This window comes from Petrotoga sp. SL27 (genome assembly GCF_002924605.1).
GTDB classification, from domain to species: Bacteria; Thermotogota; Thermotogae; order Petrotogales; family Petrotogaceae; genus Petrotoga; species Petrotoga sibirica.
The window spans coordinates 19,356-32,335 of sequence record NZ_JAIP01000002.1 but is presented as its reverse complement, the minus strand read 5'-3'; the positions used below and the strand labels follow the sequence as shown (position 1 = coordinate 32,335).

13 protein-coding genes are annotated in these 12,980 nt (G+C 33.0%); 4 read left to right on the top strand and 9 right to left on the bottom strand.

Going from position 1 to position 12,980, the window contains the following annotated elements; translation table 11 throughout:
- Positions 1-154: 154 nt before the first annotated feature.
- The 4 genes from AD60_RS00840 to AD60_RS00825 form a co-directional block, all read right to left on the bottom strand.
- Positions 155-982: a carbohydrate ABC transporter permease gene (locus AD60_RS00840; RefSeq protein ID WP_103875984.1), complete on the bottom strand. Its 828-nt coding sequence runs from the start codon at positions 980-982 to the stop codon at positions 155-157.
- 17 nt (positions 983-999) lie between these two features.
- Entirely contained in the window at positions 1,000-1,836 is an 837-nt protein-coding gene (locus tag AD60_RS00835; protein WP_103875983.1) for a carbohydrate ABC transporter permease, read from the bottom strand.
- A 200-nt stretch (positions 1,837-2,036) separates the two neighbouring features.
- The gene (locus AD60_RS00830) at positions 2,037-3,386 is read right to left on the bottom strand and encodes an ABC transporter substrate-binding protein (RefSeq protein WP_103875982.1); all 1,350 of its coding nucleotides are present in this window, start codon (positions 3,384-3,386) and stop codon (positions 2,037-2,039) included.
- 202 nt (positions 3,387-3,588) lie between these two features.
- Complete coding sequence (locus AD60_RS00825) at positions 3,589-5,496, bottom strand: DUF3604 domain-containing protein (protein ID WP_103875981.1); 1,908 nt, start codon at positions 5,494-5,496, stop codon at positions 3,589-3,591.
- 290 nt (positions 5,497-5,786) lie between these two features.
- Here AD60_RS00825 and AD60_RS00820 point away from each other — a divergent pair, with 290 nt between their 5' ends.
- On the top strand, positions 5,787-6,905 hold the full coding sequence (locus AD60_RS00820) for an anaerobic sulfatase maturase (protein ID WP_103875980.1): 1,119 nt from the start codon (positions 5,787-5,789) through the stop codon (positions 6,903-6,905).
- Here AD60_RS00820 and AD60_RS00815 read toward each other — a convergent pair.
- On the bottom strand, positions 6,891-7,295 hold the full coding sequence (locus AD60_RS00815) for a ribonuclease H-like YkuK family protein (RefSeq protein WP_233186768.1): 405 nt from the start codon (positions 7,293-7,295) through the stop codon (positions 6,891-6,893). The two genes, AD60_RS00820 and AD60_RS00815, sit on opposite strands and share 15 nt — an antisense overlap.
- A gap of 205 nt (positions 7,296-7,500) precedes the next feature.
- Between AD60_RS00815 and AD60_RS00810 the strand changes: the two genes are divergently transcribed.
- From AD60_RS00810 to AD60_RS00800, 3 genes are read left to right on the top strand one after another with little or no spacing between them, the layout of a single operon-like run.
- Complete coding sequence (locus AD60_RS00810) at positions 7,501-8,352, top strand: DMT family transporter (RefSeq protein WP_233186767.1); 852 nt, start codon at positions 7,501-7,503, stop codon at positions 8,350-8,352.
- An 18-nt stretch (positions 8,353-8,370) separates the two neighbouring features.
- The gene (gene ltaE, locus AD60_RS00805) at positions 8,371-9,402 is read left to right on the top strand and encodes a low-specificity L-threonine aldolase (protein WP_103875977.1); all 1,032 of its coding nucleotides are present in this window, start codon (positions 8,371-8,373) and stop codon (positions 9,400-9,402) included.
- Between the two features lie 7 nt (positions 9,403-9,409).
- On the top strand, positions 9,410-9,673 hold the full coding sequence (locus AD60_RS00800) for an EscU/YscU/HrcU family type III secretion system export apparatus switch protein (RefSeq protein WP_103875976.1): 264 nt from the start codon (positions 9,410-9,412) through the stop codon (positions 9,671-9,673).
- Here AD60_RS00800 and ispE read toward each other — a convergent pair.
- Genes ispE through nrdR form a run of 4 tightly spaced genes read right to left on the bottom strand, consistent with a single transcriptional unit; the run spans position 9,666 to position 12,973 of the window.
- A complete protein-coding gene (gene ispE / locus AD60_RS00795) occupies positions 9,666-10,439 on the bottom strand; it encodes a 4-(cytidine 5'-diphospho)-2-C-methyl-D-erythritol kinase (protein ID WP_103875975.1) in 774 nt (257 codons plus the stop codon). The two genes, AD60_RS00800 and ispE, sit on opposite strands and share 8 nt — an antisense overlap.
- Before the next feature lie 12 nt (positions 10,440-10,451).
- Positions 10,452-11,960, bottom strand: coding sequence for a lysine--tRNA ligase (gene lysS / locus AD60_RS00790; RefSeq protein WP_103875974.1), 1,509 nt, complete (start codon positions 11,958-11,960; stop codon positions 10,452-10,454).
- Positions 11,961-12,005: 45 nt separating this feature from the next.
- Positions 12,006-12,485: a transcription elongation factor GreA gene (gene greA / locus AD60_RS00785; protein WP_103875973.1), complete on the bottom strand. Its 480-nt coding sequence runs from the start codon at positions 12,483-12,485 to the stop codon at positions 12,006-12,008.
- Between the two features lie 35 nt (positions 12,486-12,520).
- Positions 12,521-12,973: a transcriptional regulator NrdR gene (gene nrdR / locus AD60_RS00780; protein WP_103875972.1), complete on the bottom strand. Its 453-nt coding sequence runs from the start codon at positions 12,971-12,973 to the stop codon at positions 12,521-12,523.
- Positions 12,974-12,980: the final 7 nt, after the last annotated feature.

The window sequence follows — 12,980 nt, the reverse complement described above, 5'->3', positions numbered from 1 at the left end:
ATTGAATCCATTCTTTTCAGGGTAGAAAGCAATAATGGTGCTACTTCTTTATTTAGGTCCTTTTTCTTCTTCCTTTAACTTACTTTACCATTCGTTAATCACTGCTTTTCATATTCCTGAAGAGGGTATAAGTTATAAGTAAACATACATTTGTTTATTCTTTTTCTACTGAAATTGAAACCCCTTGCATGAAAAATCGTTGTAAAAAGAAAAACAAAACGCTAATAGGAATTAATGACATTATTGTGGCTGCTAATATCAAATCTGGACGATAAAAGTTTGTACCTTTAAATTGTTGAAGAGCTAAAGAAATAGTTTGTAACTTATCAGATCTAATGATAACTAACGGCCACAGAAGATTATTATAAAAACCTGAAAATCCAAGAATAAAAACAACAATAAGAACAGGTTTACTTAGTGGTAAGATTATCCTGAAAAAGATACGAGGTTCACTAGCGCCGTCCAACCTTGCGGCTTCGATTAATGAATCAGATATTCCTAACATATATTGTCTCATTAAGAAAATACTAAAAGGAGTCACTAAAATTGGTACGATTAATCCTATGTAAGAATCGATCCAACCAAGGTTTGATACAATTAAAAAAAGAGGAAGAAAAATTACTTGTTGCGATAACGGTAGAGTCGCTATAGTAGTTGCAAAGAAAACATTCTTGCCAGGATAACGAAATTTAGCTAAACTATATCCAGCCAAAGCACCAAAAAAAGTTTGACCTAGAGCAATAATTCCAGAGGTAAAAAAGCTGTTAAAAAAGTATCTACTCCAGTTTCCTGTTCGCCAGGCTTCAGGGTAGTTAGAAAGTTTCCATTCTGATGGTAATTTTAAAGAAAATATCTCATTTGGTGTTTTAAAAGAACCAATTATAGACCAATATAAAGGGAAGAATAAAAGAAATACAGCGATTATTAACAATATGACTGTTGCAAGCCATTTCTTTAGATTTTGTTTTTTTCTCATTTTCATTTCAATCACCTCTGCATTTATCTAGTTATTCTATATTGAAAAATACTTATTATTATAGCGAATGATATTAGAACGACTGCTTCCGCAGAAGCCACATTCACATTAAAATAATAAAAACCTTGTCTATAGACATCCAAAGATAATATCATTGTTTGATTATATGGCCCTCCACCTGTTAACACGTTGGGTATAGCGAATTGTCTTAACAATTCTACAGAACTCATAACTAAAACAAAAGAAAAAATAGGCCTCAGTTGAGGTAAGGTAATGTTAATAAAGGATTGCAAAGAATTAGCTCCATCAATTTTAGCGGCTTCATATAATTCTGCAGGAATTGCCTCTAATCCGGAAAGATAAATTAAAGTAAAATACCCCCAATACCTCCAAGCGGTGGCAAAAATTAACACCGGCATCGCCAAATGTCCCGCCCCACCTAACCAGTTTTTAGGAGCTATTCCAAAAAAAGACAAAAATTCGTTAACAAAGCCGTCTTGTCTAAAACCGAATCCCCATATAATAGCGACAGCAACCATTGCCATCGTATATGGATAAAAAAAAGAAGTTTTAAAAAGACCTGAAAATTTGGAATTCTTAATTAAAAGGGCTATTATCAAAGAAATAGGTACTATGATTATTACTCCCCCCAGTACATAGTAAAAGGTATTCCAGATAACTTGTAAAAATCTTGGGCTTAAAAGTCGTTGATAGTTGGACAAAGTAAAATTTCCCATTGCTAATTGTTGGGAATCATAAAAAGATAATATAGCAGTATTAATAGTAGGATAAATTCTAAAAATTAAAATATGTAATAATGCCGGAGCATAAAATATATATCCCCAATATTTTTTCTTCATCTTCAACCCTCCTGATGAGATTTAATAGTTTAATACCTATTTTACGTACTACTAATTGAGTATGCACCAAGAAAAGGGGAAGGGGGAAAGATCCTTCCCCAACAAAAACTATAACCTTTTGAAATCTACTTTTTGCTAATTTTATCAAATTAGCTAGTGTAAAATTGAGTTTACTTTTTGAGGATTTTTCAAGGTTGGTTTCATTTTAATAATATCTCTATTTCTTTTTTAGCTTCCTTTAATTGAGGTTCTACATCTAAATTCATAAAAATTATTCTATCTACAGCATCTCCCACTATATCTGTAATTTCATCTGCATGCAATCTAGCTTCATCAGTACCGTACAGTTCATATCCAAGCTGCCACACGGCTCTACCTTCAGCCAATTCATTTAAAGGCAAATTCCGTAACGACTGATATTTATCGGCCTGTTCTTTAAACCAATCTGTTTCATACCATGGAGTGCCATTGGCTAGGAGCATCCTAGGTGGCATCTGTCCTAATACAGCCAGTTCTTGCCATTGTTGCGTTAGGTAATTTATAAATTTCCAGGCCTCTATTTGTTTTTCCTGGCTTATACTGCCATTAACCATAAAAACATGGGATCTTACTGGTATAACTTGCTCATAACCCCTGGGATATGGGAATTGATAAACCTTTAAATAATCTACTACATCTTCTGCTGCATTCCCTTTATAAATTTCTCCTCCGGGGAAAACACCCATAGCAAGCGTTCCGTTGAATAATTGCCAACTTCTATCTTCTCCACCTGGTCTGGCATTAGGATCTCCAGTTTTACACTTATTAATCATGTCTCTCATCATTTTAACCGCTTCTACAGCTTGTGGGCTATCGACAACAACATTTCCATTCTCATCTACGAACTTAGCACCATATTGGGCAAATATTGTTCTTAAATCATCCCTTCTCCACGTTGCCCTATACGCATATTCCCAATCAAAAGCTTCATAAACAGTTACTCCCTTTTCATTTTTTCCAATGGCTTCAAAAATATCTCCTCCAATTTTACAAACTTCATCCCAATGTTCAGGAATATTTTCTGGTGACGGTTCAATTCCAGCCATCCTGAAAAGTTTTTCATTAACATACAACATGTGGGGTGACAAATTAATAGGCAATCCATAAATTTTGCCGTCTTTCTTGAATAAATCAAGCACACCAGGGAAGTAAACCTTTTCAAGATCTTCATATGAATTGAATTCCGGGAAGGCTTCTAATCTTACAGGTGCTAAATATCCTTCCATCATGAGTTTAACAACTTTTGCGTCATGAGGAACAGAAATATCAGGGCCCGTTCCTGCATACATCGATGGTAGCAATCGTTCGTGTGCATAATCAACTGAAAACTCGATTTCAACGTTTGGATTAATCTTTTCATATTCCTTAATCATTCGCTGGGTCCAATCAACGTACCCTGGAAATTGGTGTTCCCAATAAGTTAATGTGATCTTTTCCTTACCGAAAACAAAAGTTGATAAAACTATCATCAAAACAACAACGCTTAAAAATGCTCTTCTTCCTTTCTTCATAGAAAATACCTCCTCTTTTAGATTTGCAGCACCGCATCCTAAGGATTTAAATTATTGCGAGCTGCTCACAATTATTATAATATAATAAGATTTATAAAGCAACTCCAAAAAACGGTGATTAATTCTGTTTACAGCTCTTCAGGAACAATTAAATTTAATTAGAAATATAAATCTTAATGTTTGATATTGTAATCAAAAATACTTATTTTTTTAAGAACCAAATTGGGCTTGCCCAGGCGATGTGTCCATCATCTTGTAGCAAACGAACATAATAATAAGTATTTTCTTTTATGGGTTCTGAATCTTCGTATTTTGCTTCTAAATATTGGCTAGTAGAATAATTTTTTGAAGAAATAATTTCTCCATTTTTTATAATTTCTACTTGTTTAATAGTTTTGGGTGCTAATGCTGTTATTTCGATTTCTCTTTTTTCTTCAAAACTTTTAGAGAAATAAACAACATTACCTAAAAAGTAACTATTTATTTTGAATAAGAGAATTATTCTGGGATGAGTGGTGGCAATACTTTTACGCTCATGCAATCCACTAAATATCTCCTCTCGAGTGCATTTTCTTGCGAATACACCAGTAACTCCTCCATACCCCGGTCGTCCATCATGATCATCACTACTTGCGGTGAAACCCCATATTTTACGTTTGTTTAAAAAATCAACAACAGTGTTTCCTTCAACGTTTGACCTAGCTTTTAGAAGCATAGAGTGGGAATTATGCTCAAATCTTCCCCATCCACTGGAAAACACCTCTACTAATCTTTCTACTTCTGGATTATCTTGTTTCCAATTATCGAAATTAAATCCCCCATATTTGGTATCTTGATCATCTTTTTCTATAGTTCCTCCAGAATACCTATGAAGATGTGGAATTGTAAGAAAGTTTCTATTTTTAAATGTCTCCCAGACATCTTGAATTCTCTTAATTTTATTTAAAGGATAAGGAATATTTTTTAATGAATCCTTGAAAAGAACAACAGTATCTCCTCTTCGATCGTGAAGCTCAAATCCTGTAAAAGTAGCAAAAACTTCTGAATCATAATAATGATCGGCAAGTTCTCCCATTTTTCTCCAAGTTTCTGAGGTGATATTAACTAAGTCATTTTCGTCAAACTCAAAAGTTTGCTCTATCAGGGCTATGAAATCTAAATATTCCACATTTTTTGCATAGTCATAACAATCTGAAGGTTCAACACCTGGATCGTTATCTCTAATATTCGGAGTAAGGTTAGAATGAGCATGAGGATCTCCCCAGAAAATCTTAGGCAAACTGTTCGAACAAAAGAGGACAGCTTTTTCTACCTTTAGATCATTATCTTGGCTAAAAATTTCGTATGGGCCTTCTTTTTTTATATTAGCTTTGAAGGAAAAGGGAGAACTTTTTTCAACTGCAGATATAATTGAACCGTCGTGCAAGTTCTTAATTAACAAAGATTTATTATCTAATTGTTTGTCAAATATGGGATTATTATAACGATCTCTAAAACTTATTTTTATTTCAAACTCCTCATTAGATTTTACGATGCTAGGGGCATTAATGATTACTTTTTTTGCTGATTTTGGAAGAATTTGAATGGGGGGAAATCCTTCTAATGGTATGTAGTTCTTATTCCCTTCTATGTCAACATAGACGTAATATTTTAGATAAGTGTTCCTTCTTTTAGTGGATAAAATTCCTACTCGTGTTGAAGGCGATGCCCCATTTACCCATGGTTTATCAACACCACCATAACTAACGATAATCTTTTGTCCTTCTTTCAAGGGTTTGGAAGTAGATATTTTGAGTATTCTGCTACTGTCTGGCCAGTTTTTGATATGAGAAAAGGCCGTTTGAACTTTTTTTACTTCTAAATTGAGTTTAATATCTTCTTCACTACATACTGCCCATGCGAAACCTGGTCTCCAATAATCAATAACTTGTACATATTCTCGGGTTTCTTGGTGTCTATAGGGGGGGAAAATTATTTTTAAACTGCCACCTTTTGCAAGACCTAAAGAACCTACTGTATAAGTTAGAGTAAATTCTATTTCTCCATCTACCTGTATTTTATCGCTAACATTAACTTCCAAATTTCCATATTTTTTGTTTTTTTCTTGCATAAATATACTCCTTTCAAAAAAATTCAAAATAGAGAAACTCATATTTCACTGGTGGAACTTATTTTTCATGAAAATAATTTATTGCAAGCAGCTCACAATTATTATAATATAATAAGATTTATAAAGCAACTCCGAAAAAAGGCGATTAAAATTGTTTATATCTCTTCAGGGACAATTAAATTTAATTAGAAGTATAATTCTTAATTTTTGTTAATTTATAGAATTTTTTAAAATCCAATATTTTTTTGCTATAATCTAAAAAGTGAGATTTTGAAAAGAGGGAAAAACACTTGCGCTCTGTTAGTCTGCTTATAAAACCTGTATCCAGTAATTGTAATATGAAATGTTCTTATTGCTTTTACAACGATATTGCAAATAAAAGAAAAAAAGTTTCTTATGGTAAGATGAATGAAGAAACTTTAGAAAACCTTGTGAAAAAAGCAATAGCTTCTTCAGAATTAAGTTGCTCTTTTGCTTTTCAAGGAGGGGAACCTACTCTAGCTGGGTTGGGATTTTATGAGAAATTTTTGGAATTTGTTAATAAATACAATGAAAATAATATTAAAACATATTTTTCTATTCAAACAAACGGTCTTTTAATCGATGAAAAATGGGCGGGATTTTTTAAGAAGAATAATTTTTTGGTGGGACTTTCCTTGGATGGAGATAAAAAAACTCATGATCTATTCAGAATAGACAAGGAAGGTAAAGGAACACATAATAAGGTAATGCAAACGGTGAATCTTTTTGATAAATACCATGTAGATTACAATATTTTAACTGTTGTTACATCTCAGCTTGCTAAGCATCCTCAAAGAGTTTACAACTTCTATAAAAGGAAAAACTTTGGTTTTGTTCAATTCATACCCGCTATAGAGCCGTATGAAGAGTATAATATATCCAATCCCTATTCTTTAAATCCAAAGACATATGCCTATTTTCTGAAAGTACTTTTTGATAGCTGGGAAAGAGATTTAATAAAAGGAAAATATATAAGCATTCGACTATTTGATAACCTGGTAAGAATGATTGGAGGTTATCCTCCTCAAGCGTGCGAAATGAATGGAATGTGTAGTATACAAAATGTTATTGAAGCAGATGGAAGTGTTTACCCATGTGATTTTTACGTATTTGAAAAGTATAAACTTGGAAATATAAATCAGATGAAAAGCATGGAAGGAATCTTAAAAAATGAGACTGCCAAAAAATTCATTGCGTCTTCCCTAGAACTTCCAGATGAATGTAAAAATTGTGAATGGTTCTCTTTATGTAGAAATGGTTGCAAAAGATATAGGTATGATGGTAAAAAGTACTACTTTTGTGATGTCTACAAAGAGTTTTTTGAATATTCCTATGAGAGATTGAAAAAGATTTCAGAAAACACAGAAATATTTTCACTTGGTATATAAATGCGCAATATTAGTAGCTGCAAATGATTCTGGTTTTATTTTATAATTATATCCTAAACCTTTTACGTACCCTGTAATAACGTTAAGAACTTCTTTTGATCTACCGTTTAATCCTATATCAAGGTGTATTTCTGGCTTTACTAAATTTAAGTTATTTTCGATAAATTCAGCTGTATTTAAACTAAATTCTGCCTCTTTTATTAATCTTGAGTACATATCGTATGATCTACGTTCGTGAGTGACATAATAAAAATAAGTAGCCCCATTGCCTACTTTGTAAATTACTATAGCTGTTACAAAAGTTACGTGTCCATCTCTTGCATGGCTATCGGTTCCTACCCACACTTTGTAACTTTTGTCTTCTAAAAATAATTTAATGAATTTAGTCAACTCTTTATATTCTACAGTGCCTATAGTTGGATTTCTTAACTTGAAAACATTACCCCCCTTTTTTAATAAGTTTTTGTCAATTATACACCAAAACATACCGATTTTTATTAAAAATTCTTAAGATTAATTAAGAATACTTCTTAAATTCCAAGTAAAATTTTGATATAATACACTAAAATATGTGAATAAGATGAGGGATTATAGTTTGATTAGAGCATTTTTATGGCTTTTGTTAGCCACTTTAATATGGGGTACTACTTTTCCGCTTCACAAGTTGGTGCTGACGGATCTTCAAACTTTGCCTTATTTGTTTATCAGGTTTGGTATTGCTGCAGTCTTGTCTTTTCTTATTTGGAAAAAACATTCTTTCAAGTACGGAGCAACCTTAGGTATAATTTTAGGACTAGCACATGCCTTGCAAACTTATGGGATCAATTTTACAGATGCTTCAAAAAGTGGATTTATTACCTCTTTATATATTCCTTTTACCCCTATAATTTCTTATTTAATTGAAAAAGAAAAACCTAACTTCATTCAGTGGTTATGTTTTCCTTTGTCTTTGTTAGGTTCTTACATGCTTTTTGGAGGTATTTCAGGGTTTAATTTTGGAGATTTCTTAACGTTTTTGGGTGCCGTTTTGTTTGCAGTTCATATTGTTTTAATAACGAAATTTTCAAAAGTTGTTGAAGAAACTTCGCTTTTAGCTTATCAGTTTTTATTTGCTGCTATAATTAATGTGTCAATTTCATTCAATTCTAGTTGGAAGTTAGGCGTTCCAATTTGGGTAACCGCTATATACACTGCGATAGCTGCGACCATAGTTGTAAATTTTCTGCAAGCTAGATATCAAAAGGTAATTGGTTCAAATTCAACTGTTCTTATATTCATTGGAGAACCAATATTTGCTTCGTTATTTTCATTTATTTTTTTGGGAGAGAGATTTTCTGGATTGCAGATGATTGGGGCTTCAATTATGGTTGGAGTAATAATTTTGACTACTTTTTCATACAGAGTTAATAAATATTTGAAGAAGAAATTAGATTTGAAAGAGCTTTAAGAAAGAGGAGGAGTTTTAGTGAGATACATAGATATCAGAAGTGATACCGTTACGCAACCTACTCAAGAGATGAGAGAAGCGATGTTTAAGGCAGAAGTTGGGGATGATGTTTACGATGAAGATCCAACGATGAAAAAATTAGAAAAATATGCGGCAGAAGTAGTAGGAAAAGAAGATGCACTTTTTGTTCCTAGTGGAACTTTTGGTAACCAACTTTCCATCTTTACACATTGTGAAAGAGGAAATGAAGTTATCCTTGATGATAGTTCACACATAGTTGTTCACGAAGTTGGTGCGGCTTCAGTAATCGGTGGCGTACAATTGAGGACTATAAATAGTGATAAGGGAGTTATGTCACCTCAAGATATTAAAAAAAGAATAAGAAAGGGAGAAGATGATCTTCATTTTCCTTCTACTGGGTTGATATGCCTAGAGAATGCTCATTCCAATGGAAGGGTTGTGCCGCTTGAAAATATGAAAGAAATATCTGAGATAGCGCGCGAGAATGGAATTCCAGTTCATTTAGATGGAGCTAGAGTGTTCAACGCTGCAACCTACTTGAATGTGGATCCCAAGGAGATAACTCAATATTGTGATTCAGTCATGTTTTGCCTTTCAAAGGGTTTATGTGCCCCTGTAGGTTCTCTCGTGGCTGGAAGTAAAGATTTCATCCAAAAGGCCAAAAAGAAACGCAAATTGATGGGTGGAGGTTTAAGGCAAGCAGGATTTTTAGCTGCAGCAGGGTTAATTGCCCTTGAGAAGATGAGATTCAGATTGAAAGAGGATCATGAAAACGCAAGATATCTTGGAGAAAAACTGAGCGAAATCCCTGAAATTTCCGTGAACTTAGACGATATTCACATAAATATGGTTTTTTTCATAATAAATAAAAATATAAATTTTGTAGAAATGGTATCGTTTTTTTTAGAAAAAGGTATCAAAATAAATCCACCAGAAAATGGTGAATTCAGATTTGTTACTAATTATTGGGTAAGTAAAAAAGATGTGGATTACATTGTTGAAACAATGAAAGAATATTTAAAGAAGTGATGAAAAAATGTCTAATTCAAAAAAAGCGGTAGCTTTACGGTATAAACAAGGAACAGATCAAGCACCTAAAGTCGTTGCTAAAGGTGTTGATTCAATAGCCAGAAGAATTATAGAAATAGCTGAAGAGGAAAACATACCAATAGTCAAAAGCGAAAAAGCTGTCGAAGAGTTTTATGGTTTGGATTTGGATGAAGAAATTCCTCCTGAAATGTATGAATTAGCTGCTGAAATAATAGCTTTTGTCTATAAGATGGATAAAGAGTTCAGTTAGTTGCAATCACTTTGTATATGGTACTACCTGAACCAGTCATCAAAGCAAATATAATCCCTTCATCCTTTTCTATGTCTTCCTTTTTTTGTTTCAATTTAGGATATTCTTTGAATACCACTTGTTCGAATACGTTAAACGCATTTTGTTTAGCTGTTATAATATCGTTATTTTTTAAGGCTTCGTACAGTTTGTATGGATCACCAAAATGATTGATACTTTCCCAATTTTGGTCGATTTTTTCATACATTTTTTTTGTATCAATTTTATAGTTCATGTTGTAAATTTGAATATTTAATTTTAACGGCTCTAGAAATTCCAAAATTTCTCCTTTACCTCTACCAATAGCTGTTCCACCTTTTAACAAAAAACGAACATCGCTTCCAATTTTGGAACTTATTTCGAATATGTCTTTTTCTGGTATGTTAAAATTATTTGAGAGGAAGCCTAAAACAGCTGCAGCGTCAGCACTTCCTCCCCCTACTCCGCCACCGACAGGTAAATTTTTAATAAGCTTAATTTTTAAGTTAAAATTGTAAAAGCCTGTTTCTTTTTTAAAGATTTCTATGGACTTTTTTATTATATTTTTATCCCATGAAATGGTTAAGGGAGGTTCTGATTCGAATATTTCACTTTTAGAAAATTCAATAAATATATCGTCGTGTTCGTTAATCGATTGGAAAAGGGTTAAAATATTATGATAATTATCTTTTCGCCTACTGATAACATCTAAGTAAAGGTTAACTTTTCCAAAAGCTTTTAAATGCATTGAACTCCTCTTTTATTCGTTAGTTTCTTCTTCTTTTAACATAGCTTCTTCATCTTCGAAAGACACAGGTTTTACAATTGGAAAAGGTATTATGTCACGAATAGTTGGAGTATCGGTAAGTAGCATACAAACTCTGTCAATACCTATTCCTAACCCTCCGGTGGGAGGCAAACCATATTCTAAAGCCCTTATGAAATCAAGATCCATCATTTGAGCTTCTTCGTCGCCTAACTCTTTCAGTTCCATTTGCTTTTTAAACCTTTCAAATTGATCTTGAGGATCGTTCAATTCAGAAAAAGCATTAGCTATTTCGTTGCCTTTTATTATTAATTCAAACCTTTCGGTTAACCTTGGGTCATCTTTTTTTCTTTTTGCAAGTGGGGATAATTCTATTGGGTAATCCATAACGAAAGTAGGTTGAACGATCTTATCCTCGACTAAATCCCATACTTTGTCGAGATAATGGTATCTGTCTTCTATTTCTACCTCTTCACCCTTATCTTTCAAAAAATCTTTCAGTTCTTGATCGCTAGCTTCTACTATATCTATTCCAAGATTTTCTTGTATGAATTCTCTCATCTTTATTCTTTTGAAAGGAGGTGTAAAATCTATTTCTTCTCCTTGATATATAACTTTTGCTTTGTTGTGAACTTTTTTGGCAATGTTGTACAAAAGATCTTCGGTTAGTTCCATCATATTATTATAATCAGCAAAAGCTTGATACAATTCAATAGTTGTGAATTCTGGATTATGCTTGTTGGAAACACCTTCGTTTCTGAATATTTTTCCTATTTCATAAACTTTTTCCATCCCACCGACGACCAATCTTTTTAGATGTAGTTCCGTGGCTATGCGTAAGTACATATCTATATCATAAACGTTTAGGTGAGTAATAAATGGTCTTGCATTTGCTCCCCCCATTATACTTTGAAGAACAGGAGTTTCGACTTCTAAAAAGCCTTTGTCGTTTAAGTATTCTCTAATGTATTTGATGACTAAAAAACGTGTTCTAAGGGTTTTAATGGTATCATCGTTTGCGATCATATCCACATATCTTTGTCTATATCGAACTTCTTTATCTTTGAGCCCATGCCATTTTTCAGGAAGGGGGCGAAGAGCCTTTGAGAGTAATTTTATTTCTAAAGCTAAAAGGGTTAGTTCTCCTGTTCTCGTTTTGAAGGGATAACCTTTTATTCCCACCCAGTCTCCGATATCAATATATTCTTTAAAAAAATCGTAACTTTCTTGCCCTACTAGATCTAACCTGATATATATTTGAATACGTCCGAATTCATCCTTTAAATCAGTGAAAGCGGATTTGCCATGTTTTCTTAGATTCATCAACCTTCCGGCGAAATTAAAAACTTGGTCTGGCAATTGTTGCCCCGCCTCTATTTTACTATCGAAAAGCTCTTTGATTTGTTGGGAAGTATAATTTTTTTGAAAATTGTACTTATAAGGATTATATCCTTTTTCTCTCATTTCTTTAATTTGATGTATTCGTATATTTCTAAGGTCCATGCTTTGCCTCCTGCTTGGTAATGTTAGTGTGTGATTTGTGAAATTTTAACTTATTTCTTTGATCTCTATTTTTTTTGAGCTTCCTCTGGCTGTTTTAATGTTGATAACTTCCCCTTTTCTTCTTCCTAGTAACGATCTTCCAATAGGGGATTCGATACTGATCTTACTTTCTTCGATATTTGCCTCTTGAGGTGTAACTAGCAGAAACTCTTGCTCTCTATTCAATCTATAATCTTTTATCTTCACCTTTTTTCCCAAACTTACTGTAGAATTATCGTGATTGCCTCCATTTTCAATTATTTCTGCGTTATCTAATATATAATCTATCTCTTTGATTCTGGAATCTATCATTCCTTGTTCATTTTTTGCCTCTTCGTATTCACTGTTCTCTGATAGATCTCCCAATTCTCTGGCTTCTTTAATTCTTTCAGCAATTTCCCCCATAAGTCTTTTTTTAAGCTCTTCTCGTTCCTTTTTTAATTTTTCGTATCCTTCTCTGGTTAGTTTGTATACTTGTTCAGCCACTTTTGCATCTCTCCTCCCATTTCTAATAATGGTGATTAACTATTTTTTAATTCTTTTATGGCTTGTAAAAAACTTTCTAAATCCCTAAATTCTTTATACACCGAAGCAAATCTTACATAAGCCACCTGATCAATTAACTTCAATTGTTCCATAACCTTATCACCAATTTGCGAAGAGTAAATTTCTGAATAGCCGCTTCTTCTTAATTGCTCTTCTATGTTATCAACGATTTCTTCGATTTGATCAGTGCTAACAGGCCTTTTTTCACATGCTTTTATGATTCCATTCATGAGTTTTTTTCTATCGTAAAGTTCTCTTCTGCCGTCTTTTTTTATTATTCTTATCCTTGTTTGATCATATCTTTCATAAGTTGTAAAACGGGCTTGGCATTGCAAACATTCTCTTCGCCTTCTTATAGAAGTGCCATTACTAGCTGGTCTTGAGTCTAGAACTTTCGTTTCATCATAACCACAGAAAGGACATTTCATAATTATG

Bases quoted from the DNA above. Each gene is read 5' to 3' on its own strand.
- AD60_RS00840 (WP_103875984.1), bottom strand. From the start codon at position 982: ATGAAAATGAGAAAAAAACAAAATCTAAAGAAATGGCTTGCAACAGTC.
- AD60_RS00830 (WP_103875982.1), bottom strand. From the start codon at position 3,386: ATGAAGAAAGGAAGAAGAGCATTTTTAAGCGTTGTTGTTTTGATGATA.
- AD60_RS00825 (WP_103875981.1), bottom strand. From the start codon at position 5,496: ATGCAAGAAAAAAACAAAAAATATGGAAATTTGGAAGTTAATGTTAGC.
- AD60_RS00800 (WP_103875976.1), top strand. From the start codon at position 9,410: ATGTCTAATTCAAAAAAAGCGGTAGCTTTACGGTATAAACAAGGAACA.
- ispE (WP_103875975.1), bottom strand. From the start codon at position 10,439: ATGCATTTAAAAGCTTTTGGAAAAGTTAACCTTTACTTAGATGTTATC.
- lysS (WP_103875974.1), bottom strand. From the start codon at position 11,960: ATGGACCTTAGAAATATACGAATACATCAAATTAAAGAAATGAGAGAA.
- nrdR (WP_103875972.1), bottom strand. From the start codon at position 12,973: ATGAAATGTCCTTTCTGTGGTTATGATGAAACGAAAGTTCTAGACTCA.
- AD60_RS00835 (WP_103875983.1), bottom strand. From the start codon at position 1,836: ATGAAGAAAAAATATTGGGGATATATATTTTATGCTCCGGCATTATTA.